We start from the raw sequence: 24,464 nt of genomic DNA on the forward strand, positions 1-24,464 counted from the left end.
TGTGGTCATGAGCCCCACGCCGTGGCATGCGCAGAGCGGCGAGTCAGTCGTGTCCGCACTGCAGTCGGACCAGGAGCGCGGGCTGCAAGCGGCTGAGGCCGACCAGCGCCGACGACGATACGGTTCGAACGAAATCACGTCGACGCCGCCTCCGTCGACGTGGTCGATCGCACTGTTACAACTGAAAGATCCGATGAACTTGATGCTGGTCGCCGTTGCTGCGGTCAGCATCGCCATCGGTGAAGTACCGACAGCAATCGTGGTGGCGGTGCTCGTCGCGCTCAACATCGTCCTCGGAACTCGACAGGAGTTGAAGGCACGGGCCAGCGTCGACGCGCTCGCCAAGATGCAGACACCCCAAGCGCGGGTCATTCGTGACGGGAATCTGATTGAGCTCGACGCAACCGAACTGGTGCCGGGTGACGTCGTCCAAGTCGAGGCGGGAGACATCATCGCCGCCGATGGACGGTTGCTCGCCTCTACCACCCTGGAGACGCAAGAAGCCGCATTGACCGGTGAAAGCGCACCGATCCCGAAGGACCCGAAAACGCTGAGCAATCAGGATATTCCTCTCGGAGACCGGAGCAATCTGGTGTTCCAGAACACCTCGGTCACCCGCGGCACGGCAACCATGGTGGTCACCGAGACCGGGATGCAGACGCAGATCGGCCAGATCGCGTCGATGTTGTCGGCGGTCGCCCCGGGAAAGTCACCGCTGCAACGAGAATTGGACTCTCTCACAAAGCTTCTCGGGATCATCGCGTGGACGGCGGTGATCGTCATCGTCGTCATCGGACTGATTCGCGGGCAGGATCTGACAACGCTTCTGCTGCTCGGTATCGCAATGGGGGTCTCTGCGATACCGACCGGCTTACCAACTTTCGTTCAGGCGATGCTGGCGTACGGTGCCCGTCAACTGGCAGACGCCAAGGCAGTCGTGAAGAACCTGACCGATGTCGAGACACTCGGCGCGACCAGTGCGATCAACTCGGACAAGACCGGCACGTTGACCATGAACCAGATGACCGTGCGATCGCTGTACGTCCACGGCCGGTGGTACACGGTCGACGGCGAAGGTTACGCCAAGACCGGAAGGATCACGCAGGTTGCCGGCGAGGCACCACCGGACTTCACACTCCTCGCCTACGGGTTGTGCCTCGACAGCGATGCAACGGTTTCCGATTCCGGGGAGGTTGTCGGCGACCCGACCGAGGCCGCTCTTGTGGTGCTCGCGGCGAAGATCGGCGCCGACGCCCCACTCACCAGACGGACTTATCCGCGGGTCGCAACGGTTCCGTTCGATTCCGCGTACAAGTTCATGGCGACGTACCACCATCTCGAAGTCGACGGCGAAAGTCAGTTCGTCGAACTGGTCAAAGGCGGCCCTGACGTCGTCCTCGCTCGGTGTGGTTCGGCTTTCCTCCCCGGCCGTCGACCGGTACCGATCGACGAAGTCCGTGACGAGCTGACGGCAGCAAATCAGTCCATGTCCGAGAAGGGCCTTCGGGTGCTGGCTTTCGCTGTCAGACGACTCGACGGGCGGGAAGAAGCCGTCGTGGCGGACCCCATGTCCTTTGTCGAGGACCTGACGTTTGTCGGCATGGCAGGCATCATCGACCCGCTGCGGCCGGAGGCAGTCGATTCGGTGCGCACCGCGCAACGCGCCGGCATCGAGGTCCGCATGATCACCGGCGACCATGCCGTCACCGCCGCCGCAATCGGTGCCGAACTCGGGCTCGGCCCGGGTTCCGTGAGCGGAAGCGATGTACAAGCGATGACCGACGACGAACTGTCGACCGCATTGCCGAACCTGCACGTGTTCGGCCGAGTCACCCCGCAGGACAAACTTCGATTGGTCGATGTCATGCAGCGCAGTGGCGCCGTCGTCGCAATGACCGGCGATGCCGTCAACGATGCCGCCGCGTTGAAGAAGGCAGACATCGGCGTCGCCATGGGCTCTGGCAGCGAAGTGACCAAACAGGCGGGCAAGATGGTGCTCACCGACGACAACTTCGGAACACTCATCACTGCGATCACTTTGGGCCGCAACATCTACGGGAAGATCGTCTCGTACATCCGCTATCAGATGTCGAAGCTCTTCTCGTTGGTTCTCCTCTTCCTCGCTGCCAGCATCTTCAACATCAACGAGGGTGTCGCGCTGACGCCGCTGATGGTGCTTTTCCAACACTTCTTCATCACTCTGTTCCCCGTTGCCGTGATCATGCTCGACCCACCGCCTCCGGATCTGATGAACAAGCCGCCACGTGATCCCAAGATGCCGATCGCACATCGAAGTGCAGTCGGACAGTGGCTCGCGTACGGCGTCCTGCAATTTGCCGTGACCCTCGCGGCGATGCTTCTCGCACCGGGTGAAATGAGCACTACCGAAGCGAATGTCCCCATGACCACCGCATTCGTCGTCTTGTCTCTCGGTTCCATATTTGCGGGGTTGACCATGCGGCGCGATCCCGAGTCGGGTCTCGTTCCGCCGGTTCTCGGTGCTGTCAAAATCTTGACGATTCCCACGGTCGTCACCGTGTTTGCCGTCGAGGCGGGTGTCCTCCAGGAACTCCTCATGACCACCTCACTGACCGGCGCCCAATGGCTCGTCTGCCTCGGATGGTCGCTCGTCATCCCGGTTGTCGTCGAGTTGGAGAAGGCGATCCGACGCCGCCGTCTCGCGCAGCGACCTGTCCCGATGACTGCGGCCGCTGCGGTTGCCCCCGAACGCGCGCGTGTACTCCGCTGAGGGAGGGACAATCACACGATGATGTGGGCGGAGAGTCTAGGTCGGCTACCGGGCATCGCGACTGCCCGCGGGTATCGCCGCGAATGGCTGCGAACAGACATCACTGCCGGACTCGTCTTGACGGCATTGCTGATCCCGGCAGGTATGGGCTACGCCGAAGCCGCCGGACTGCCCGCGTACGCCGGGCTGTACGCCACCATTGTGCCGCTGCTCGCGTACGCGCTGGTCGGACCATCGAAAATTCTTGTACTCGGACCTGATTCGTCGCTGGCACCGCTGATCGCCGCCGCGGTCATACCGCTCGCTGTGGTCGGCGATTCGGAGAACGCGCTTGCACTCGCCGGGGTTCTCGCCATTCTTGTCGGCCTCATCCTCGTGATCGGCGGATTTCTTCGTCTGGGCTTCGTGACCGAGCTCCTCTCGAAACCGATCCGCCTCGGTTACCTCAACGCCATCGCACTCGTTGTCGTGGTAGGGCAAATTCCCAAGCTGCTCGGATTCTCGGTCGACGCATCCGGCCTCCTCGATGAAATCGGTGAAATCGGGAAGGCCCTGATCGGTGGCGACGTCGACCCGCTCGCTGCGGCCATCGGTGTCGGCTCACTCGTAGTCATAGTCGCCTTCCGGCTCTGGGTACCTGTTGTGCCCGGCGTGCTGGTAGCCGTTGTCGCGGCAATGGTCTTGTCCGCCGCCGCCGGTCTCACCGATGACATCGGCATGGTGGGGGCACTGCCGGAAGGACTTCCCCTCCCCTCTGTCGGCGGAGTCACCTGGCAGGACGTCGGCCATCTGATCGGGCCTGCGGCCGGTATCGCATTGATTGCCTTTGCCGACACCGGCGTTCTCTCGCGCACCTTCGCCGCACGACACGGCGAGGACGTGAACGGCAGTACCGAAATGAAGGCTATCGGTGTCGCGAACGTGGCCGGCGGTCTCTTCGGCGGATTCCCTATCTCGGCGAGCGGGTCACGAACCCCGGTAGCCGAACAGAGCGGGGCGCATACGCAATTGGCCGGCGTCGTCGGGGCGCTCGCCGTACTGGTTTTTGTGCTCGTTGCTCCCGGACTCACGGCCTATCTACCCGATGCGACACTGGCCGCCGTCGTCATCGTCGCCGCGTGTGCGCTGATCGACGTACGCGGCATGGTTCGAATGTGGCGGATGAGCACTGTCGAATTCGGCCTCGCTGTCGCGGCATTCCTGGGAGTCGCGCTGGTCGGCGTGCTTCAAGGCATCCTGGTTGCGATCGGACTGTCCTTCGCGGCAGTCATCGCGCAGGTGTGGCAACCGCACAGAACCGAACTCGTCGAAACCGGTAACCTGGCCGGCTTCCACGACGTCGAACGCCATCCAGATGGGCATCGCATCCCCGGGTTGGTGTTGGTGAGGTTCGACGCTCCACTCTTCTTCGCGAACGGCGAGATCTTCGACGAGTACGTTCGCTCCGTCGTCGCCAAGGCGCCGGACCCGGTCGAGTGGGTGGTGATTGCCGCCGAACCGATCACCGGACTCGATACCACGGCTGTCGACGAACTCGTCGATCTGGATACATTCCTCGAAGGCAAAGGAATTCGATTGGCGTTCGCGGAGATGAAAGGTCCGATCAAGGATCGACTCATCCGATTCGGCGTCGGTGATCGGTTCGATTCGACGCATTTCTTCCCGACTCTCGAGGCTGCGGTGAGTGCATTCCGCGCCAGGAACAGCGACTGACTGCACGACGAAGTTGGGAGCATCGGCCGTTTTGGGTACCGTTCGGTATGGGATTCACGACGGACAACGTGCCGGCACGCCGTATCGCTCAGGTCGCCGGCGTGGGCGGCATTGCCGTCGGCGTTGTCGCGCTGATCGCGCTGTACTCCTCCAAACCGATCAACCCGTTGATCGCCGTGGCCTCTTTCGTCCCGATTCTGCTTGCAGTCACACTCGTCGCGTCTCTGATCTGCCTGGCCTTTCGGCGCTGGATCCTCCTGGCGATCTCGGTTGCGCTCATAGCGATCGGCGCTTCGGTGATCAGCCCGTTGTACGTCGCGAACGGTTCCGAAATCGACGGGCCGTCCCTGCGGGTGATGCAGGCGAATCTTCTGTTCGGGCAGGCAGACCCTGCCAGTTTGACTGCGACGGTGCGCGAGAAGGCAGTCGACGTCCTGACAGTTCAGGAACTGACCGAATCACTCGAAGGATCCCTGCGGGATCAGGGCCTCGAACAACTATTGCCGTACCGCTTCTCGATGCCGGACAACGCCGGCGGTGGTGGAGCAGGGATTTACAGCCGCTTCCCGCTGACGGATACGCGAGAGCTGAACGGCTTCGGACCTACGAATCTTGTTGCAACAGTAGGTTTCTCTACTCCGTTCACGCTTCTGGCGGTGCACCCCGGGCCGGCGTACGTCACCCCGCCCGACGTGTGGACTGCCGAGCTGAGCACTCTCCGGAACGCGCTCGACGCCGCTGCCGCCGAGGACAACGTCATCGTCAGTGGTGACTTCAATACGACCTTCATGCACAAACAATTCCGAGACCTCCTCGACGTCGGCTACTCCGACGCCGCAGACCAATTGGGCGTCGGCATCGTTCCCACCTACCCCGCCGACAAGCGATTCCCTGCGATAGTCGGCATCGACCACGTAGTTCTGCGCGGCGCACAGGCGAAGTCGCTCGAGCGAATCCAGATCGAAGGTTCCGATCACCACGGCTTGATCGTCGACGTGACCATCCCCGAATAGTCAGCGAGCATGCCGCCACGCACGGACACGGTGCACCTCACCCATGCTTGGGCATGCTTCGACCCGACACATCGATCGTCCGATGGAGGTGATGCGGCGTGCGCAGGACTATCGATCGGTCTACCACGGATACGCCCGGGAACTGTTCGGCGAGATAACCTTCCAATCGCTGCACGTCGTCGATCGAGCGAAGCCACACCGCCAGTGCGATGTCGTAGCTGCCGATAGTCGAAGCAACAAGCCTCGCTTCTCGCAGGTGAGCAAGGCGCTGGGCAATTGCCTCCTTGCGCGCGTCGAGACGTAAGAAGTACCAGGCATAGACCGGCCAGCCGGAGTAAGGCCGAGCAATCTCCGTGCGGACGACCAGTCGCCCCGTCGACAGCTCATGCGACAGGAGCGCCCCGGCGCGGGCCGCTGTTACCCCGAGCGCTGCGGCGAGGGCAGAGACGGTAATTCGTGGTTCGCGAGAAAGGATCTCGAACAGGTGCGACTGTTCTTCTTCGCTGGCTCGAACACCACGAATCTTCGCCGGCGGGGTCGACTCGAGCGCGGCAATTTCGTCCGCGTCGAGAGCACGTAGACGCCAGTTTCGGGCATCGGAGTTCGCCGAGGACACGATCTGTGTTCGCATCGCGGTGATCATCGGCAGCGATTGGGTTCGTTCCAAGACGTACCTCGACAATTGATCGAGGTCAGTACACGTAAGGGTGACGAACAGATCCCGATTGCCGGTTGTGAGATCAACTGTGAGTACTTCGGGATCGTGCGCGATCTGTTCGGCAACGCGCAGGGTCTGCGCCGGTGCGCATTCGATCTCGAGAAGTGCGGTCGCGGACACGATGGGACCCCCACGGTAAGCAGCGATCCAGGCAATCCCTTGCGAGTGAAGACGCTCCCAACGCCTGGTCAGTGTCACCGGATCGGAACCAATGGCACGCGAAAGCTCGGACCACGACGCTCGCGGCCTGATCTGCAATGCGTTCAACAGTCGAAGATCTTCGTCCTTGAGCATCTGATCCTGCACCGGGGACCTCACTTTCAGAAGAATGCTGCACCGAAACAGGATCGAAACGCGTTGATCCTAACTTCATGACATCAATAATCCACCAAATCCTGAACCTCGAGAACGCTCACGTCTTGCGTTCGTTCGCCCCTCGAGAAAGACACCGACATGACCGAAGCATTTCCCGTCTCGCATGACGATTCTCCGGTTCGCGACCCAGCCACGACGCAGAAGGTCATTTTCGGCATGAGATCGCCACGGCTGTGGATCGTGGTGATTCTGCTCCTCGCTCTTGCGGCAGGCGCCCAACTGATCGGCCCCGCAGTGATTCCCGTCGGCGCTGCCGCTATCACCATCTTGCCCATGGTGTGGGGACTGATCGCCGGTGGTGTCGTCTCGAGCCAGAAGTGGAAACCTCTCGGCCTCGACCTTCAGGCCGCATCGTCGGCAATCATGGGTCTTGCGGTTCTCTTGCTTTGCGCAAGACTGTCTTTCACCATCGGCCCGAACATCCAACTGTTGTTCGATGCCGGCCCCGCACTCCTGCTACAGGAATTGGGGCACTTGTTCGGCACGATTGCGCTCGCACTCCCACTGGCGGTACTCCTTCGGATGGGACCGGCCACCGTCGGAGCAACGTTCTCCATCGACCGTGAGGGCTCCTTCGCGATGGTCAGCGAACGCTACGGCCCCGATTCCGACCAGTACCGTGGGGTCCTGTCGATGTACGTTTTCGGCACGCTCTTCGGTGCCGTACTGATCAGCCTGATTGCATCGCTGGCTACCTCTTTCAACATCTTCGACCCCCTCGCGCTGGCGATGGGCGCTGGAGTCGGATCCGGCTCGATGATGGCCGCAGCTGCCGCGAGCGTCGTCTCGGCGCACCCCGAGATGGCCGACCAGGTACTCGCCGTGGCGGCCACATCCAACATCATCACCGGTCTCCTGGGCGTGTATGTCGGCATGTATGTCGCGCTCCCCCTTGCTGATCGAATCTACGGCGCACTCACCAAGACTTCGAAGGTGACCACCGAACAGAAAGCCCGGACTGCTCCCCGAGCAGTTGCGCCGAGCGTCACCGTGCCGTTGGCAACTGTCATTCCGATTCTGTTCGTCGGAGGAGTCATCGTCTCCTCGATCGCGGCGGGTGGGATGTCTCGCTCGATCATCGTCGGATACCTGATCCTCACCGGCTTGTTGCTCCTGGGCGTCGGCGTCGCCCGTCTGACACGCGGAAACATCGCGGCGATGATCGCAATCATCACCATCGGCGCGTTGGCGACCACGCCATGGTCCCCCATCGGTGATTTCGTCTCGAGCACCGTCGGTACTGTCGACTTTCTCTCGATCTGCACCCTCACCTTGACTGTCGCAGGTCTCAGCCTCGGCAAGGACCTCCCCTTGCTCAAGACGATCGGCTGGAAGATCGTCCCCGTCGGAATCGTCGCGATCCTCGCCTCGTACCTACTTTCAGTGGTCGTCGCGGAGTTCGCACTCGGCCTCTGGCACTAGAACTGCACCCGAAGACACCGCGATCCAAAGATGCTGACAACCAAAGACATTGAAAGGAAGACATATCCATGTCCATAGCCGACACCCTCACCCCCACGGACTCTGTTTCGAACACGATCGAGAAGTTGGCAACTCGCCTCATCGACGTCAGCCACACCATCCACGCCCACCCGGAGTTGGCTTTCGAAGAGCATCGCGCGAGCGCCCTTTTGGCCGACGCCGCGCAGGAAGCCGGCTTCGCGGTTACTCGCGCCGCCTACGGCCTCGAGACGGCATTCGAAGCGGTACGAGGCTCCGGACCGTTCCGCGTCGTCGTCTGCGCCGAGTACGACGCCCTCCCCGACATCGGTCATGCGTGCGGACACAATGTCATCGCCGCAGCCGGACTGGGCGCCGCCGTCGCGCTCGGTGAGGTCGCGGAGGACTACGGCCTGACTGTTGTCCTCCTCGGTACGCCGGCCGAAGAACATGGCGGTGGGAAAGTCTTGCTCCTCGAACGCGGCGCGTGGGAGGGCGCGGCAATGTCGATCATGGTCCACGGCGCTGCAGGTGAGGACGTCAGTTGCACTGTCACCGGAACGCAGGCAGTCGATCGGTTCGACGTGACCTACTCCGGACGGGCCGCACACGCGGCCGCCGCACCACACAAGGGCATCAACGCAGGTGACGCCGCCACGATCGCACTGGTTGCCATCGGACTCCTCCGTCAACAGCTCCCTTCCGACGTCAGACTCAACGCCTACGTCGAACACGGCGGAGAAGCCACCAACATCATCCCGGCCTCGACTCTGGTCCGAGCGGAAGTTCGGGCCGCAGATCTCGAGGTGCTGTTGGACGCCAAACGTCGAATGCTCGCCTGCTTCGAGGGCGGCGCGGTGGCCAGCGACTGCGCCTGGTCAACCGAACGCGCTGAACCTCGCTACGAGGAACTGGTTCAACATCCGGTGCTGGCAACTATCTGGGACGAGGAGATCGCGAACCTGGGCCGCACCGCGGCCGCCCGAACTCCCCTGACCGGCGGTTCGACCGACATGGGCAACGTCTCGAAGGCGGTTCCCTCGATCCACCCGATGATCGCGTTGCGCGGCGTCACCGGAGTTCCTCACACGATCGAGTTTGCCGCTGATGCCCGCTCCGCAGCGGGTGACGAAGCAGTTCTACACGGAGCAATTGCAATGGCGCGCACGGTGATCCGAGCCGCCACCGGAGACTCTCGCTCCGACCTACTGACGATTGCGGCCCAACGCGAGTCAGGAGCGACCACCGTCACGAGTGCCGAATGAGCACCAATGGCGTCTACGTTTCCGCTCTCGAATTCTTCTCCATCGGCATCGGACCGTCCAGTTCACACACAGTCGGTCCGATGCGAGCCGCCCACGCTTTTGTCGGCGAACTCGAATCTGCCGGATTGACCGATCCGGTCGACCGAATTCGCTGCAATCTGCACGGCTCTCTCGCGGCCACGGGTATTGGCCACTGCACTCCCGACGCGGTGATCGCGGGACTTCGTGGGTTGGATCCTGAAACGTGCGAGCCGGCCGACGTGCACGGCCCATTTGCCGAACTGTCGGACGGTGGATCGGTGATGCTCGCCGGTGGCTCACTCGGACACGTCGTTTTCACGCGTGACGACATGGTGTTCGAACCGCTCGTTCGCCGGCACGGGCACCCGAACTCGATGACACTGACGGCGTTCGAAGGTCGCGAAATCGTCTATACGAGTACGTATCTGTCGATCGGTGGCGGGTTCGTAGTACGCACGGGAGCGCAGACGCCAGAACCCACACACCCGATCGACTCCCACTATCGCACCGCGAAAGAGCTACTGGCGGAATGTGGCTCCGGAACTATCGCCGAACTGGCGTTGGGAGACGAAATCGCGATGCACGGCCAGAACCGAGCGCTCGCCGGTATCGACGCAATCTGGTCCGCGATGCGCGCCTGCATCGAGCGCGGCATGCATACCGTCGGTGTGCTGCCCGGAAAACTCGGAGTTCGCCGACGAGCACAATCAGCGAAGAGCCAACTGGAACAACGCAACTGCGCACCCTCCTCACGCGAGTGGCTGACCGTCTACGCCATGGCGGTCAACGAAGAGAATGCAGCAGGTGGCCGCGTTGTCACGGCCCCGACCAACGGTGCGGCAGGCATCGTGCCTGCGGTGCTCTACCACCACATACGCGCGACCGGCGCCGGCGTTCACGACGTTCGGACATTTCTCCTCACTGCGGCCGCAATCGGATCGATCATCAAGGCGAATGCCTCGATCTCCGGCGCGGAGGCCGGGTGTCAGGGTGAGGTCGGAGCCGCCTGTGCAATGGCGGCGGCCGGTCTGTGCGCCGTCATGGGGGGATCGCCACGACAAATCGAGAATGCAGCCGAGATTGCCATGGAACACCATCTGGGGCTGACCTGCGATCCGGTCGGTGGTCTGGTCCAGATCCCGTGCATCGAACGAAATGCCGTCGCTGCCTCGACTGCGGTCACCGCGGCTCAACTCGCATACCTGGGCGACGGAACGCACGTGGTGAGCCTCGATACCGTCATCGAAACCATGCGACAAACCGGAAACGACATGTCCGTGCGCTACAAGGAAACCAGTGAGGGCGGGCTCGCCGTCAACGTAGTCGAGTGCTAGCGAAGTCCCGCCTGATCGGAGGTATCTTCATCGCTGCATCCGACCGAGGGCGGAGGCCATCGCGAAAAAATCATCCCCACGTCCGACGAACTCCGGTGCACCGATTTCTACACTCGAGGACATGACTTTGTGGACGGTGACCGGATGATCGCTCATCACGCTGGAGGAATCCCCCTGCACAATTCTCCACTGCACAACACTGCGGGGCCGTCGCGCTCAGCGCAGTCCTCCGGTCGCAAGATCGCCGCGCTGATCGCGTTGGTCGCCGTTGTCTCCGCTGCCTTCGTTTTCGGCCCGGGCATGCTGACCAGTAGGCCGGGCGATGGGTATGCAAACCAGGGGAAACTCGTCGAGACGGTCCGTGCCGCGTTCGTCGACTACTGGAGTTCCGGTGTCCACGCCTTCTCTCCGAGCTTGGAGTCCGCTGTCGATTACTGGATGCGGTACCACGTGGCCAAGGCAGTGATCGCGGTAATCCTGCTGACGGTTCTGCTCGCACTCGGCCGCATGCTCAAGGCGGCGTTCGCGAACGCGGGCCCGCTGGCTCTGGGAAAGAAACTTGCATACGTTTCGGCCGGGGGCCTGGTCACGATCCTCGCACTGTTCTCCTCGGTGCTCGTGATGGCCAATGTCCAAGGTGTCGTTGCACCCTTCTCTTCGCTGATCTCGATGCTGCCCGTGGGCGAGGCGGACGGGGAACTCGCCGAAACTCTCGGGCAGGTCCGCCAACAGCTCGCTCAGACGACGGGCACCGGCAACCAGCCAAGCCCTGCCCTCGACGTGATGATCAACGACTTCGCGCAGTATCACGTGGCAATGGCGGTGATCGCACTGATCGCGGCAGTACTTTCACTGACCGTGGCTGTGGTCGTGTGGGTGCGCTTCGCCAGAACGGCGCGATCCGACAGACGAGCGAGGCTCGGGTTGGGGTCGTTAGGTCTTCTCATTGCACTGTTCACGCTGGGATTGATCGTTGTCGGCGTAGCAAATACGGGCACCGCGGCCGACCCGGCACCGGCCCTGGCGGCCTTCTTCGACGGCGGGCTCTGACCCAAGTCCAGGGTTCAGGCAGGGGTTCAGTAGTCCCCCGGTACCGGTTGAGGAGGTACCTGGGGACTGCGGCAGCCGTACCGGGGGTCGATGTGCACGCCTCGTCGGGCAGGCAGAGTTCGACTCATGAAAATCGGAGCAAGACGCATCATGCTTGTCGGCTTGTGCAGCGCCATGGTTGCCGGGGCTGTAATCAGCTGCAGCACGGACAAATCCACAGACAATCCGACAGCCACATCCGAGAAGGTCATGGACTCTGCCGTCACCGACCAGCTCGATTCGATCATTGACGCAGCGGTGAATTCGACCGGGATTCCCGGTGCGATGGTGGGCATTTGGGGACCCGACGGCAACTATGTCAAGGTTGCAGGAGTCTCGGATACGGCAACCAGAGCACCGATGGAAACCGACTTCTACCACCGGATCGGCAGCGTCACCAAAACGTTTACCGTGACCGCCCTGCTGCAATTGGTCGACGAGGGCAAGATCGGTCTCGATGATCCGATCTCCAAGTACGTCGATGGTGTCATGGAAGGTGATGCGATCAGCTTGCGCCAGCTGGCGGGGATGCGCAGCGGCCTTGTGGACTACACAACGTCCGAACAGTTTGTCATGGAATATCTTTCGGATCCTCGCCGAGCTTTCACACCTGAAGAGCTCGTGGGGTACGTCAAGGATCTCCCACTTCAGGTTCGACCAGGGACCACCGTCGACTACTCGAACACCAACACTATTCTGCTGGGAATGGTGATCGAAAAGGTCTCCGGCTCAAATCTGTCGGAAGTCATCGACACCAAGATCGCGACACCACTCGGGATGGAGCACACCAGCTTTCCCACCACCAACGCGTTCCCGAACCCACACGCACAGGGGTACACCAACCAAACGCTCGACGAATCCGTGACCGCGGCAACGGATTGGAATCCGTCGTGGGGCGGCGCCGCGGGTGCGATGATCTCGTCGTTGGGCGACATGCGCATCTGGGTTCCAGCCTTGGCCAAGGGCGATCTCCTCACCGACGACATTCAGAAGCAGCGCCTGCAAACCGTGAACTTGAGCGAAGGGGACGACAGTTCCGGGTACGGACTCGGATTGTTCAACAGCGGCGGCTGGATCGGTCACAACGGAAGCCTGCCCGGCTATAAGACCGTCTCGGTCTACTTGCCCGAGAAGGACACCACCCTGGTCGTCTTCATCAACACCGATATCGACGGCGAGACTGACCTGACCAGCGCTCTGATGGTGCCCATCACCAAGCTGATCAGCCCGGACCACGTTTACGGCTGATCACTCTGCCCCCACCCACAATCGAATAAAAGTGACATATCGGGTTCGATCTGTCGATAGGCTCGACCATCGACAGATCGAATCCGAAAGAGGCGCTCATGGGATCGTCGAACGACTGGCTACTCAACAGTGACAACCCGCTTGTGGGGATTGTCGGCGGCATCCTGCTGACGATCGCGATGCTTTCCGGTGGAACGGGCATGTAGCCCACCGCGTGATCCAACGAACATGTTCGTTACGAACATGTTCGTGTATGGTCAAGTCATGCCCACTCACCCAGCAAGTCCATCGAGCCGACGCAATCGCCCGGCCAAACCCGCACTGACACGCGGGGGCATCGTCAGTGCGGCGGTGGATATCTTGCGCTCGGAGGGGCTACAGAAGTTGACAATGCGTCGACTCGCCCTGGAACTCGACACCGGACCCGCGTCGCTGTACGTGTACGTGCGAAACACAGCCGAATTGCACGCCGCGCTTCTGGATGAGCTGCTCGGAGTCGTCGACCTCGCCGAAAATATCTCCGGCACTTGGCAAGCGCGCCTCGAACGGGTGTTGACGTCCTACACGGCCGTATTGTTCGATCATCCCGGCCTTGCCCAGTCGGCTCTTGTTTCGCGGCCAAGCGGAGTTCACTACGTACGCCTGCTCGAACGCCTGTTGGCATTGCTCGACGAGGGCACGGTTCCCTCGGCTCAAGCCGCCTGGGGCGTGGACCTCCTACTTCAGTACGCGACGTCCACTGCTGCCGAGCACTCGGCGCCGAACAACGTCTCGGACACGGACGCCCGGTGGAACGCCTTGACCGTCGCAATCGAGCACGCAGACCCACAGACGCACCCCCTCGTCGCAAGCCATTCCACAGCCCTACTTGCCGGTGAACCCACCGCACGCCTCTCCTGGGGATTCCGAACGCTCATCACGGGCATCGAGAACACCCCAATCACTACTTAGGAACCCACCATGAACCACTACCCCATCGCAATCATCGGCGCCGGCCTCGGTGGCCTCACGCTCGCCCGAGTCCTCCATCAGCACGGAATCAATTCGGCGGTATTCGATCTCGAATCCGGACCGACAGCCAGAACTCAAGGCGGGATGCTCGACATCCACGAGGACTCAGGCCAGATCGCACTTCGTGCCGCCGGTCTGTACGACGAGTTCCGCGCACTCGTTCATCAAGGCGGTGAACAGATGCGCGTTCTCGATCGAAATGCCGTCGTGCACCTGAGCGAGGAGGACAAGGGAGACGGCGACCGCCCCGAAGTCGACCGCGGGCAACTGCGCGACCTACTACTCGGCTCACTACCTAAAGACACCGTCCATTGGGGTGCCAAGGTACGCGGCGCCCATGCACTGCCGGACGGTCGACACGAAGTTCATCTCGCGGACGGCTCCCACTTCACCACCGATCTCCTGGTCGGCGCCGACGGCGCGTGGTCGAAAATCCGTCCACTGGTTTCACACGCCACTCCGGTTTACACCGGAATATCATTCGTGGAGTTCGACCTTCACGACGCCGACAACCAGCACGCGGAATCCGCCGAAACAGTCGGCGGCGGAATGATGTTCGCGCTCAGTGCCGACAAGGGCTTCCTTGCCCACCGTGAGACCGACAACAGTCTGCACATCTACGCTGCCCTCCGAGTTCCCGAGAGTTGGGCTTCGAGCGTCGATTTTTCCGACGACGACATTGCGAAGAAGATTCTGCTGGAACACTTCTCGGACTGGGACGAGTCATTCCGGTCGATCATCGTCGAAGCGGACAGCTCGTTGACCCCTCGTCCCATCCATGCCCTTCCCATCGGACACAGCTGGAGTCACACTCCCGGCGTCACACTGCTCGGGGACGCGGCCCACGTCATGTCGCCGTTTGCCGGGGAGGGCGCGAACCTGGCAATGCTCGACGGCGCCGAACTCGGTCAAGCGATCGCGTCGCACAGCGGCACGGAGGAAGGACTCGCTGCCTACGAAGAGCGACTCTTCCCGCGCAGCGCCGCATCGGCACAACAGTCGGCTGATGGCCTGGACATGTGCTTCGGCGAGAACGCACCCCAAGGACTCTTGGACATGTTCAGCGCACATGGGTGACCTGACCGCTTCCGGCTAGATCGTCATATCGTCACATCGTCACATCGTCATGAGCAAGCGACGACGACAGCGCACGGTGGGCTTCGACCTGATCAAGCAATTCGTTGGCCTTCTGCTCAGCCGCGGATACCGCGTCGGCTCCGGCAACCCAACGACGTGGAGGTAACGGCGAATCGACAAGCGTCACAAGCGCCGACGCAAGTTTTACCGGATCCCCGCCCTGGAAGCCGTTCATACTCTTCCACGCTTCCACGGTCTCGCCGGTCCGAGCGTCGTAGTCGGCGATCGACAGTTCCGGCCAGATCGACGACGCACCTTCGACGAGCAGTTCGGTGCGAAAGAATCCCGGCTCCACGACGGTCGTGCCGATACCGTACGGTTCGACGTCGAATCGCAAGGACTCCATCCAGCCTTCCAACGCAAATTTCGACGCAGCATAGGCTCCGCAAAATTCCTGACCGCGCAGGCCCGCAATAGAACTGACGGTCACGACGTGTCCACTCCGTTGCCGACGCATCACCGGCAACACCGCCCGTGTCACATTGATCGGCCCGAAGAAGTTGGTCTCCATCTGAGCGCGAAGTTGCGCCGGGCTGACAACTTCGAAGAACCCGGCGTAGAAGTTTCCGGCGTTGTTCACCAGCACGTCGATTCCACCGAATCGTGCAACTGCCGTGTCCACCGCAGCATATGCGGCTTGTTCGTCGGTGATGTCCAAGGCAATCACCAACAGGTCGTCATGCTCACCGATCGCTGCAGCAACGCGGTCCGCATCACGCCCCGTTGCCACCACCGCATGCCCGGCGGCAAGGGCCGCCTGCGCAATGTCGATTCCCATGCCCCGGCCTGCGCCGGTAACAAACCAGACCTTCTTGTCACTCATGCGTACTGTCCTCTCGTTTGACGAGTCCAGTACAGACCAGGTTTCACGAGGGCGGGAGTGCCTGCCGTTCCGGGTACCAGCAGAACCCCTCAACGCCCCGACTACTCGCGCAGAGTCGTCAAGAAGGCAATACGGTCGCCGCGGTAGAGCGAGCGCACCCGCTCGATCGGCACGCCCTCCGGGTCGACGGACGTCCGGTGCAGCAGAAGCATCGGCATCGAGGTGGTGGACTCGACGAGCGTCGCCTCCCGCGGTGAAGCGAGCACCGTCTCGATTCGTTCGGTAGCGGAGGCGAAGACCACGCCGATGGAGCGGATGGCAGCGTACAGCGATGTCGTCGCATCGAAGGCGTCGATCATCTCACCGAACCTGCTGTCCGGCAAGAACGTTGATTCGAGTCCGATCTTCTCGCCGTCGGCGAAGAGGACACGCTCGAGATGAACGACGGTGTCGCCCACCTCGATACCCAACTCAGTGGCGAGACCGTCGTCGGCCGACATTCGTTCGAAGGTCACGACTTCACGACTGGGCACTCGCCCAGCGCTCAGCGCGCCCTCGGTGTAGGAACGAAGCGAGAGGGGCTGCACCAATTTCGGACTCGCAACGACGGTGCCCCGCCCACGCCGCTCGATCCGTCCTTCGACGAGCAGATCGCGAAGCGCTTGACGGACCGTCTCACGAGCGACCGTGAACCGCGATGCCAGTTCCCGCTCCGACGGGACGGCGTCACCTTCCGCGAGCCCACTGAGAATGGTCTCGATCTCGGTGCGGACGCGGTAGTACTTCAGCTCCGGCTCGATCACGACGCTCGAGGTCCCCGGCCCGGTGGACGTCTGCTGATTCATGGCGCAAGCGTACAAGAATTCGGTCTATACCAATTGTTAACCTGGAGTTCGTCTCGATTCCCCCTATTGGTCTAGACCAAACGTCACTATCTCTACATGCGAATTTTGATTGTGGGCGGAGGAATCCTCGGAACGGCGCACGCCGACGAGGCAATCCGCCGGGGACATGAGGTTGTTCATCTCGAACGCGAGCCGGAAGCCCGCGGTGCCACGGTACGGAACTTCGGGCTCGTCTGGGTATCCGGGCGAGCTCCCAACGAACTCGAAGCGGCGCTGCGCTCGCGCGAGTTGTGGGCAGACCTTGCCGCCCGTGTCCCCGGCGTCGGCTACCGAGCGGCGGGTTCGATCACCCTCATGCGCACCGAGGAGGAGGTTGCGGTCGCGCAGGAAGCGTTCTCTCGGCCGGACGCTGACAACAGAGGGTTCGCACTCTTGGATCCCGACGCCGTTCGTGCCGTCAACCCCGCGCTCCGGGGCAAGTTTCTCGGCGGACTGCACTGCACCCTCGACGCCGCAGTCGAATCACGGCAAGCGCTCCCCGCCATCCGTTCTTACCTCGAATCCACCGGCCGTTACACCTTCCACGCCGGAACAGAAGCTCGTGAGATCACGACGAACAGCACCGGCGTACACATCCGCGACGACCACGGCCGCAACTTCGACGCCGATCTCGTGATCGTCTGCCCCGGAGCGATACTCGGCGGATTGGCTCGCGATCTCGCCGGAGATCTCCCCCTGCGCCGTGTGCGCCTACAGATGATGCAGACGGCCCCACTCGGCGAAAAGCTCACCACCGCAATCGCAGACGGCGACAGCTTCCGCTACTACCCCGGTTTCGCCGGATCTGCCCTCGATCACCTTCGCACCGTGCAGCCGCAGGAACCGACTGCCGAGGCGCACCGCATGCAGCTCCTGTGCGTGCAGCGCTTGCACGGCGGGCTGACCATCGGCGACACCCACGAGTACGAGGAGCCGTTCGACTTCGACGTCGACGAGGCGCCCTATCGCCATCTGTCCACAGTGGTGGAAACACTTCTGGGACGCGATCTTCCGCCCATCGTCAAGCGATGGGCGGGCGTCTACAGCCAGTGCCTCGACCCCTCACAACTGGTTCACCGCGCACCGGCCGCCGACAACGTCTGGGTGGTTGCCGGCCCCGGTGGCCGCGGTATGACGCTCGGCCCGGCACTGGCAGAGCAAACCGCCGACCAGCTCGGTCTCTGAATCCTTCTGACAAGAAAGACTTCTCATGTCTCCCATCACCCTTGCCGTTCTCGACATGGCCGGCACCACCGTCGCCGACGACGGACTGGTTCTTCGCGCCTTCGCTGCCGCCGCTGAAGCCGGCGGACTGCCCGCCGAAGGTCCGGAAGCCGATGCCGCTCGCCAGTACGTCCTCGACACGATGGGCCAGTCGAAGATCGTCGTGTTCCGCGCGATCTTCGGTGACGAAGACCGCGCCCAGGCCGCGAACGCCGCCTTCGAAACCACGTACGACTCCCTCATCGACCAGGGGCTCGCCGAGCCGATCCCCGGCGCGGAGAAAGCCATCACCACACTCCGCGAGGCCGGCATCAAAGTTGCCTTGACCACCGGGTTCAGCCGATCGACGCAGGATAAACTCCTCGTCGCGCTCGGCTGGGAAACCCTTGCCGATCTCACCCTCTCCCCCGCCGAAGCCGGTCGCGGTCGCCCCTTCCCTGACTTGATTCTGACTGCGCTGCTCCAACTTTCGATCGACGACGTCCACCAGATCGCCGTACTCGGCGACACGTCCAACGACGTGCTCAGCGGCATTCGTTCCGGCGCATCGATCGTTGCCGGAACTCTGACCGGCGCTCACGACGAGCAACAACTGCGCGACGCCGGTGCCACCCACATCGTCCCGTCCGTGACGGAGTTCGCCGAACTCCTCACCCACCCCTGATCTCACCTCCGAAGAAGGAATCGTCATGCGTCTACGCCCGAGCATCGCTGCGGCCGCTCTCGCCGTGTCCGTCCTTTCGTTCACCACAGCCTGCGGTGGAACCGGCACTGCCGCCGGATCAGATACCGAAACCGTCACCGTCTACAGCGCCGACGGCCTGTCCGGTTGGTACAAGGGCAGATTCGACGCCTTCACCGCGCAGACCGGCATCGCTGTCAACTTGGTGGAAGCCGGTTCCGGCGAGGTCGTCTCCCGCGTCGACAAGGAGCAGTCCAACCCACAGGCCGACGTCATCATCACCCTGCCGCCGTTCATTCAGAAGGCCGACGCGCAGGGTCTGCTCGAGCCCAGCGGAATCGACACCTCCGCCGTTCCGGCCGACGAGAAGGACGACGAAGGCAAGTACGTACCCGTCGTCGAGAACTACCTCTCGTTCATTGCCAATCCGACTGCATCACCCGCCCCACAATCTTGGGACGACCTACTCACAGATCAGTTCAAGGGCAAGTTGCAGTACTCCACGCCCGGCCAGGCCGGCGACGGCACCGCGGTGCTCTTGCTGCTCCAGCACCTGATGGGTAAGGAAGGAGCACTCGACTACCTCGGAAAGCTCCAGGCAAACAACGTCGGCCCCTCGTCCTCGACTGGAAAGCTCCAGCCCAAGGTCAGCAACGGAGAGCTGCTGGTCGCCAACGGTGACGTCCAGATGAACCTCGCTTCGATCGCGGACGACGGATCGAAGTTCGACATCTTCTTCCCCGCCGGAGCCGACGGCACTCGCACCACCATTGCACTGCCCTACGTGATGGGGCTCGCCAAGAGCGCTCCGAGCAGCGAGCAAGCCAAGAAGCTCATGGAATTCCTGCTCTCCGAAGAATCCCAGAAGACCGTCGCCACCGATGCACTCGGCGTATCGGTCCGCGAGGACGTCCGAAGCGCTACTGGTGAATCCACCGACAAGAACACGCCTTCCGGAGTTCTGCAGGGCGTCAACGTGTGGACCCCGAACTGGAACGACGTCCTCAGCTCGCTCGACGCCGACATCGCCGCCTACCAGAAAGCCACCGGGAGCTGATCATGGCAAGAACCAGACTGGGGCGGACGCTCCCCGAGACCGTCGGTGTCCACGGAGCGATCGAACATTCGGCTCCGGCCATCACCTTCGATCGCGTCAACGTCGCCTACGGCCGCGGAAAGACCGCAACCCACGCCCTCGTCGATTTCAATCTACGAGTCGCGCCGGGTGAAACTGTGGCACTGCTGGGGCCCAGTGGATCCGGCAAGTCGACCGCTCTGAAGGCCCTCGCGGGATTTGTCCGCCCCACGTCCGGTTCGGTCAAGCTCGGCACCCGAGACATCACCAATCTCCCTCCCTCACAACGAGGAATCGGCGTCGTCGTTCAGTCGTACGCGCTCTTCCCACACATGAGGGTCTCCGAGAACGTGGCCTTCGGACTCCGAGCCCACCGTGTGCCGCGGTCGGAGATCGGCCCACGCGTGGCCGAAGCCCTCGACATGGTCGGGATGTCGGCGTACGGAAAGCGTCTGCCGCGTGAGCTTTCCGGCGGTCAACAGCAGCGGATCGCCATCGCTCGTGCGTTGGCGATTCGTCCCGGAGTACTCCTCCTCGACGAACCGCTGGCCGCCCTGGATGCTCAACTTCGCGAGAGCATGCTCGGCGAACTGGCGAGACTGCGCGCCGCACTACCTGACACAGCCATGCTCTACGTGACGCACGATCAGAGTGAAGCCCTGGCGCTCGCGGACCGAATCGCAGTGATGCGCAATGCCAGACTCGCGGACATCGACACCGCGGAGGCCTTGTGGAAGCGTCCGCCGTCCAGCTTCACGGCGGCCTTTCTCGGCGGCGCCAACCTGTTGCCCTGCACGGTCACTCGCGTCATCGGTACCTCCGCGTTGGTCTCGATCGGTGGCGCTCCGTTCACTGCTCACGCCCCTCAACCCGAGATCGGGCGCATCGAGTGGGAGTCCGACATGGATGCCTACCTGTGTGTTCGTCCGCACGCGGTAGTGGTGACCGGCGTCGGTGCGCGAGGATCGTTCCCGGCACGCATCGTCTCGAGCGTCTGGCGTGGTTCGACGACGCGTCTGACACTGGCTGTCCGTGGCCTCGAAAACGTCCGCGTCGACGCGGATGTTGCAGGACACGACGAACGACCGGTCGACACCGAGGTCGGCGTCGTCTTGCCCACGGACGGCAGCGTTCTGGTTCCGGCGGACCGCCGGCCATGACCACAACCTTGGAACGCCCCGAAACCGCTGTGCCCCAACACAAAGACCCGATTCCGTGGCGCCGGATCGGGTGGGCGCTACCGCCACTGCTTCTGGTGCTCGTGTTCGCGGTGTATCCCACCGCGCGGGTCCTCACGGAATCGCTGAGCACCGCTGACGGCACCGGCCTGTCCACGTGGTCTTCGGTGCTCGGATCGGAACTGTTCCGAACCGCGCTCTGGCGGACCATCCACATCGCCGTGGCGTCGACCCTGGGTTGCCTGGTCCTCGGCACTTTCCTCGCCTTGGTGCTTGCCTTCGTTCCATTCGCCGGATCCAAGGTGGTGGGGCGATTGATCGACACGGTGCTCGCGCTGCCGTCTTTCCTGATCACGTTGGCGTTCACGTTCCTGTACGGCACGGCCGGCGCCGTCAACGCCTTGATCGTCCGCATCACTGGCGACGCGAATGGGCCCCTGAATTTCCTCAACACTCCCTTCGGTGTGATCGCGGCCGAAATCACCTTCTTCACGCCCTTTGTCGTGCGTCCACTTCTTGCGGCATTCACCCAGATCCCGCGTGAACAACTCGACGTCGCAGCCAGCCTCGGAGCGTCACCCGTCCGCGTTCTGCGACAGGTGGTGATGCCGGAAGCGTGGCCAGCACTCCTGGCCGGTGGATCGCTCGTACTTCTGTTGACACTCAACGAATTCGGCATCGTGCTCTTCACCGGAGCCAAAGACGTCGTAACTCTGCCGGTCCTCATCTACACCCGTGGCATCGTCACCTTCGACTTGCCAGGCGCGGCAGTGATCGCGACGGTCCAGGTCGCACTCTCACTCGGCTTGTACTGCCTCTACCGATTCACCTTCAACAGATTGACGGGAGGCAGCCATGCTGCTGTGGACACGAAGCTCTAGGGCTCTCGTTCTCGGATTCTTCGCCCTCGTCGTCGCGGTCGTTTTCGTCGCACCCATCGCCACCGTCGTCGCGGCTGCGCTGGCCGGATCGTGGACGGGGCCACTCCCGTCGAATCTCGGCGGCAAGAACTTCTCCACGGCGCTGTCCGACGAGAACTTCGCCAGCCTGACCGTCAGCTTGCAGACTGCGTTCATCTCGGGAGTACTGGCACTGATCGTCGGAACGTGGGCCGCACTGGCCTCTCGTGAGGCACCGATGTGGCTGCGCCGCATCACCGACGCCGTGTTCCACCTGCCGATTGCAGTTCCCTCGGTTGCCGTCGGCTTGGGTCTGCTGATCACCTTCAACGAGCGCCCGCTGCTGCTCGGCGGTACCAAGTGGATCGTGATTCTCGCTCACACCGTTCTGGTGCTCGCCTTTGCATTCAGCGCGGTTTCTGCGGCACTGGAACGACTTGATCCCGCCTACCGCCAGGCTGCGGAATCGCTCGGGGCAGGCCCCGTACGGGTACTGACGCGAGTGACGCTTCCGCTACTACTCCCAGCATTGGGTGCGGCCGCGGGACTTTCCATCGCGCTCTCGATGGGCGAACTGGGCGCGACCGTCATGGTCTATCCGGCAACATGGAAGACTTTGCCGGTCAGCATCTTCGGACTCACCGACCGCGGCCAGGTATTTCTTGCCGCAGCAAATACGACTCTGCTGCTTGCAGTCACCCTGGTCGCCCTCATGGTGGTCGGCAGAATCCGTCGGCGCTGACCTTGCTGTGCGCCTTTATTAACCGCCCGCGGTTAATAAAGGCGCACAGCAAGGGGTTTAGCCCTTCCGCAAGATGTACCGCTGAACCTTGCCGCTCGGGGTCTTGGGCAGGTTCGGAACAAAGTGCACGGTGCGCGGGTACGCGTGCGCCGCGAACTTCTTCTTCACCAACGTCTGCAGTTCCTTCTCGAGTTCGTCGTCGCCGTCGACGCCTTCGCGGAGAACGACAAACGCCTCGAGGACCTCACCGCGCAACTCGTCGGGCATGCCCACGACGGCGGCTTCGATGACGTGCTCGTGCATGACAAGCACGCTCTCGACGTCGAAGGGTCCGATCCGGTAGCCGGCCATGATGATGACGTCGTCGTCTCGCGAGGAGAAGAAGAAGAATCCGTCCTCGTCCGTCATTCCGGCATCACCGGTGATGTACCAGCGGCCGTCTTCGCTGAATCGCTGCTTCGTCTTCTCCGGAGCATCGACGTATCCGGTGAACCACATCAACGGGCTGTTGTGGGTATCGATCGCAACACGGCCCTGAGTGCGAGCCGGTGCGATGTCATCCGAATTGTCTTCCAGCACAGCAGCAGACCAACCCGGCAACGGACGACCCATCGATCCGGGGCGCACGTCCTCGCGGAGCCCGTCGGCCCACGCGTTGACGATGAACATGCCGTGCTCGGTCTGGCCGTAGTGATCACGGACCTCGACGCCCAACGAGTTCTTCGACCACGCAACCACATCCGGGGTCAAAGGCTCACCGGCCGAGGACGCGCGGCGCAGCGAAAGGCCTTCCGGAACCGGCGCCTTGTCGGCACGCAGACTGCGGTACACGGTCGGAGCGGCCGCAAAATTGGTGACACCGAACTTCTCGATGATCTGCCACGTCAGGGGCGCGGAGAATCCGGCGTGCAGCAGAATGCTTCGCGTTCCGGCGGCGAGCGGGCCGAGCAACGCGTAGTACAACCCGTACGCCCAGCCCGGGTCCGCGGCGTTCCAGAACACGTCGTCCTCGCGGACGTCGAGGCCGAACTCCTGGTAGGCGTGGAACGACGCGAGCGCACGCACCGGTACCGGCACGCCCTTGGGTGTTCCTGTGGTGCCGCTGGTGAACAACTGCACCATCGGCGCATTTCCGCCGACGGCCTGAGCAGCGCCCTTCGGGTCTTCTGCATCCTGAGCTGCGAGGAGGGCGTCGAAGTCCAATTCGTCCCCGGCTGCGCCGCCGGCGACGATGACCTGCCACGCCGCGTCGGCGGGGATGTCCTCACCCGGCGCGAGCTTGTCGAGCTGATTGACGTCGGAAATGACGACCTTCGCACCGCTGGCCGTCAAGCGGAATGCGATGGCGGGCGAGGCGAATGCCGTGAACAACGGCACGTGGACCGCGCCGCGGCGCCAGATTCCGAGGAGCGCGACCACGAGATCCGCAGACTTACCCATGAGAGTCGCCACGTTGTCTCCCGGCTCGACTCCGAGGTCCGCCAGAGCTGCTGCGAAACGCGCCGACTGCTCACGTAGATGACCGTAAGTGAGGTCCACCGAGCTAAGGTCTGCCTCGACGACGGTGAATGCAACGCCATCCGCGGGATGCCGATCGCAGAGCAATTCTGCGGCGCTGGCATGCGGGGTGTCGTACTGGTCCAGCAGCTCGCGCACCCGTGCGGTGGGATCGGTGCTCATCAACTTGCTCCTTATCGATCGTCGTATGGTTGGCCCGACCGGTTACGTTGGCGGCTCGTCATACGTACTGTTCACCCCCTATGATCTAGCTCACAAGAGAACTTCACTACCCCCAGAAAGGGGTACCTGCGTGAATCGACATGCTTCGTCACTTCTGCGTCCCC

20 protein-coding genes are annotated in these 24,464 nt (G+C 62.6%); 16 read left to right on the top strand and 4 right to left on the bottom strand.

Annotated elements, in window-relative coordinates; genetic code table 11:
• The first annotated feature begins 7 nt into the window (after window positions 1–7).
• The 3 genes from ACFT1A_RS26970 to ACFT1A_RS26980 are packed head-to-tail and all read left to right on the top strand — an operon-like array spanning window position 8 to window position 5,475.
• A complete protein-coding gene (locus ACFT1A_RS26970; RefSeq protein WP_378449502.1) occupies window positions 8–2,749 on the top strand; it encodes a cation-translocating P-type ATPase in 2,742 nt (913 codons plus the stop codon).
• Window positions 2,750–2,767: 18 nt separating this feature from the next.
• Window positions 2,768–4,462, top strand: a complete 1,695-nt coding sequence (locus ACFT1A_RS26975) for a SulP family inorganic anion transporter (RefSeq protein ID WP_378449503.1) — start codon at window positions 2,768–2,770, stop codon at window positions 4,460–4,462.
• Between the two features lie 47 nt (window positions 4,463–4,509).
• Complete coding sequence (locus ACFT1A_RS26980) at window positions 4,510–5,475, top strand: endonuclease/exonuclease/phosphatase family protein (protein WP_378449504.1); 966 nt, start codon at window positions 4,510–4,512, stop codon at window positions 5,473–5,475.
• 37 nt (window positions 5,476–5,512) lie between these two features.
• On the opposite strand, the gene ACFT1A_RS26985 is transcribed toward ACFT1A_RS26980, so the two are convergent.
• Entirely contained in the window at window positions 5,513–6,511 is a 999-nt protein-coding gene (locus ACFT1A_RS26985) for an Lrp/AsnC family transcriptional regulator (protein WP_378449505.1), read from the bottom strand.
• A gap of 135 nt (window positions 6,512–6,646) precedes the next feature.
• Here ACFT1A_RS26985 and ACFT1A_RS26990 point away from each other — a divergent pair, with 135 nt between their 5' ends.
• From ACFT1A_RS26990 to ACFT1A_RS27020, 7 genes are all read left to right on the top strand, one after another.
• Complete coding sequence (locus ACFT1A_RS26990) at window positions 6,647–7,990, top strand: DUF3100 domain-containing protein (protein ID WP_378449506.1); 1,344 nt, start codon at window positions 6,647–6,649, stop codon at window positions 7,988–7,990.
• Between the two features lie 68 nt (window positions 7,991–8,058).
• Window positions 8,059–9,273: an amidohydrolase gene (locus tag ACFT1A_RS26995; RefSeq protein WP_378449507.1), complete on the top strand. Its 1,215-nt coding sequence runs from the start codon at window positions 8,059–8,061 to the stop codon at window positions 9,271–9,273.
• The gene (locus ACFT1A_RS27000; protein WP_378449508.1) at window positions 9,270–10,628 is read left to right on the top strand and encodes an L-serine ammonia-lyase; all 1,359 of its coding nucleotides are present in this window, start codon (window positions 9,270–9,272) and stop codon (window positions 10,626–10,628) included. Before ACFT1A_RS26995 ends, ACFT1A_RS27000 begins: the two co-directional genes overlap by 4 nt.
• A 144-nt stretch (window positions 10,629–10,772) precedes the next feature.
• The gene (locus ACFT1A_RS27005) at window positions 10,773–11,678 is read left to right on the top strand and encodes a hypothetical protein (RefSeq protein WP_378449509.1); all 906 of its coding nucleotides are present in this window, start codon (window positions 10,773–10,775) and stop codon (window positions 11,676–11,678) included.
• A 126-nt stretch (window positions 11,679–11,804) separates the two neighbouring features.
• Window positions 11,805–12,965 carry a serine hydrolase domain-containing protein gene (locus ACFT1A_RS27010; protein ID WP_378449510.1) on the top strand — a complete coding sequence of 387 codons (1,161 nt, stop codon included), beginning with the start codon at window positions 11,805–11,807 and terminating at the stop codon, window positions 12,963–12,965.
• A gap of 264 nt (window positions 12,966–13,229) precedes the next feature.
• Window positions 13,230–13,916, top strand: a complete 687-nt coding sequence (locus tag ACFT1A_RS27015) for a TetR/AcrR family transcriptional regulator C-terminal domain-containing protein (RefSeq protein ID WP_378449511.1) — start codon at window positions 13,230–13,232, stop codon at window positions 13,914–13,916.
• Between the two features lie 9 nt (window positions 13,917–13,925).
• Window positions 13,926–15,053 carry an FAD-dependent oxidoreductase gene (locus tag ACFT1A_RS27020; protein ID WP_378449512.1) on the top strand — a complete coding sequence of 376 codons (1,128 nt, stop codon included), beginning with the start codon at window positions 13,926–13,928 and terminating at the stop codon, window positions 15,051–15,053.
• A gap of 31 nt (window positions 15,054–15,084) precedes the next feature.
• Here the strand turns inward: ACFT1A_RS27020 and ACFT1A_RS27025 are convergent, their stop codons facing one another.
• Both ACFT1A_RS27025 and ACFT1A_RS27030 read right to left on the bottom strand, forming a co-directional pair.
• Window positions 15,085–15,936, bottom strand: a complete 852-nt coding sequence (locus ACFT1A_RS27025; protein ID WP_378449513.1) for an SDR family oxidoreductase — start codon at window positions 15,934–15,936, stop codon at window positions 15,085–15,087.
• A gap of 101 nt (window positions 15,937–16,037) precedes the next feature.
• Complete coding sequence (locus ACFT1A_RS27030; RefSeq protein ID WP_378449514.1) at window positions 16,038–16,781, bottom strand: GntR family transcriptional regulator; 744 nt, start codon at window positions 16,779–16,781, stop codon at window positions 16,038–16,040.
• Window positions 16,782–16,877: 96 nt separating this feature from the next.
• On the opposite strand from ACFT1A_RS27030, the gene ACFT1A_RS27035 reads away from it, so the two are divergent.
• From ACFT1A_RS27035 to ACFT1A_RS27060, 6 genes are read left to right on the top strand one after another with little or no spacing between them, the layout of a single operon-like run.
• A complete protein-coding gene (locus ACFT1A_RS27035) occupies window positions 16,878–18,005 on the top strand; it encodes a TIGR03364 family FAD-dependent oxidoreductase (RefSeq protein ID WP_378449515.1) in 1,128 nt (375 codons plus the stop codon).
• A 25-nt stretch (window positions 18,006–18,030) separates the two neighbouring features.
• On the top strand, window positions 18,031–18,708 hold the full coding sequence (locus tag ACFT1A_RS27040) for a phosphonatase-like hydrolase (protein WP_378449516.1): 678 nt from the start codon (window positions 18,031–18,033) through the stop codon (window positions 18,706–18,708).
• 25 nt (window positions 18,709–18,733) lie between these two features.
• Complete coding sequence (locus ACFT1A_RS27045; protein ID WP_378449517.1) at window positions 18,734–19,783, top strand: 2-aminoethylphosphonate ABC transporter substrate-binding protein; 1,050 nt, start codon at window positions 18,734–18,736, stop codon at window positions 19,781–19,783.
• Between the two features lie 2 nt (window positions 19,784–19,785).
• The gene (locus ACFT1A_RS27050) at window positions 19,786–20,961 is read left to right on the top strand and encodes an ABC transporter ATP-binding protein (protein WP_378449518.1); all 1,176 of its coding nucleotides are present in this window, start codon (window positions 19,786–19,788) and stop codon (window positions 20,959–20,961) included.
• On the top strand, window positions 20,958–21,860 hold the full coding sequence (locus ACFT1A_RS27055) for a 2-aminoethylphosphonate ABC transporter permease subunit (protein WP_378449519.1): 903 nt from the start codon (window positions 20,958–20,960) through the stop codon (window positions 21,858–21,860). Before ACFT1A_RS27050 ends, ACFT1A_RS27055 begins: the two co-directional genes overlap by 4 nt.
• Window positions 21,835–22,620: an ABC transporter permease gene (locus ACFT1A_RS27060; RefSeq protein ID WP_378449520.1), complete on the top strand. Its 786-nt coding sequence runs from the start codon at window positions 21,835–21,837 to the stop codon at window positions 22,618–22,620. The genes ACFT1A_RS27055 and ACFT1A_RS27060 overlap by 26 nt, the downstream gene beginning before the upstream one ends.
• Window positions 22,621–22,677: 57 nt before the next feature.
• Here the strand turns inward: ACFT1A_RS27060 and ACFT1A_RS27065 are convergent, their stop codons facing one another.
• Entirely contained in the window at window positions 22,678–24,300 is a 1,623-nt protein-coding gene (locus tag ACFT1A_RS27065) for an AMP-binding protein (protein ID WP_378449521.1), read from the bottom strand.
• Between the last annotated feature and the right edge of the window lie 164 nt (window positions 24,301–24,464).

This window comes from Rhodococcus sp. NPDC057135, assembly GCF_042670865.1.
Classification (GTDB): Bacteria; Actinomycetota; Actinomycetes; order Mycobacteriales; family Mycobacteriaceae; genus Rhodococcus_F.

Coding starts and splice junctions, on each gene's coding strand:
- ACFT1A_RS27040 (WP_378449516.1), top strand. CDS start 18,031: ATGTCTCCCATCACCCTTGCCGTTCTCGACATGGCCGGCACCACCGTC.
- ACFT1A_RS26970 (WP_378449502.1), top strand. CDS start 8: ATGAGCCCCACGCCGTGGCATGCGCAGAGCGGCGAGTCAGTCGTGTCC.
- ACFT1A_RS27020 (WP_378449512.1), top strand. CDS start 13,926: ATGAACCACTACCCCATCGCAATCATCGGCGCCGGCCTCGGTGGCCTC.
- ACFT1A_RS27035 (WP_378449515.1), top strand. CDS start 16,878: ATGCGAATTTTGATTGTGGGCGGAGGAATCCTCGGAACGGCGCACGCC.
- ACFT1A_RS26980 (WP_378449504.1), top strand. CDS start 4,510: ATGGGATTCACGACGGACAACGTGCCGGCACGCCGTATCGCTCAGGTC.
- ACFT1A_RS27000 (WP_378449508.1), top strand. CDS start 9,270: ATGAGCACCAATGGCGTCTACGTTTCCGCTCTCGAATTCTTCTCCATC.
- ACFT1A_RS27060 (WP_378449520.1), top strand. CDS start 21,835: ATGCTGCTGTGGACACGAAGCTCTAGGGCTCTCGTTCTCGGATTCTTC.
- ACFT1A_RS27055 (WP_378449519.1), top strand. CDS start 20,958: ATGACCACAACCTTGGAACGCCCCGAAACCGCTGTGCCCCAACACAAA.
- ACFT1A_RS26975 (WP_378449503.1), top strand. CDS start 2,768: ATGATGTGGGCGGAGAGTCTAGGTCGGCTACCGGGCATCGCGACTGCC.
- ACFT1A_RS27015 (WP_378449511.1), top strand. CDS start 13,230: ATGCCCACTCACCCAGCAAGTCCATCGAGCCGACGCAATCGCCCGGCC.
- ACFT1A_RS26990 (WP_378449506.1), top strand. CDS start 6,647: ATGACCGAAGCATTTCCCGTCTCGCATGACGATTCTCCGGTTCGCGAC.
- ACFT1A_RS26995 (WP_378449507.1), top strand. CDS start 8,059: ATGTCCATAGCCGACACCCTCACCCCCACGGACTCTGTTTCGAACACG.
- ACFT1A_RS27025 (WP_378449513.1), bottom strand. CDS start 15,936: ATGAGTGACAAGAAGGTCTGGTTTGTTACCGGCGCAGGCCGGGGCATG.
- ACFT1A_RS27045 (WP_378449517.1), top strand. CDS start 18,734: ATGCGTCTACGCCCGAGCATCGCTGCGGCCGCTCTCGCCGTGTCCGTC.
- ACFT1A_RS27005 (WP_378449509.1), top strand. CDS start 10,773: ATGATCGCTCATCACGCTGGAGGAATCCCCCTGCACAATTCTCCACTG.
- ACFT1A_RS27010 (WP_378449510.1), top strand. CDS start 11,805: ATGAAAATCGGAGCAAGACGCATCATGCTTGTCGGCTTGTGCAGCGCC.
- ACFT1A_RS27030 (WP_378449514.1), bottom strand. CDS start 16,781: ATGAATCAGCAGACGTCCACCGGGCCGGGGACCTCGAGCGTCGTGATC.
- ACFT1A_RS27065 (WP_378449521.1), bottom strand. CDS start 24,300: ATGAGCACCGATCCCACCGCACGGGTGCGCGAGCTGCTGGACCAGTAC.
- ACFT1A_RS27050 (WP_378449518.1), top strand. CDS start 19,786: ATGGCAAGAACCAGACTGGGGCGGACGCTCCCCGAGACCGTCGGTGTC.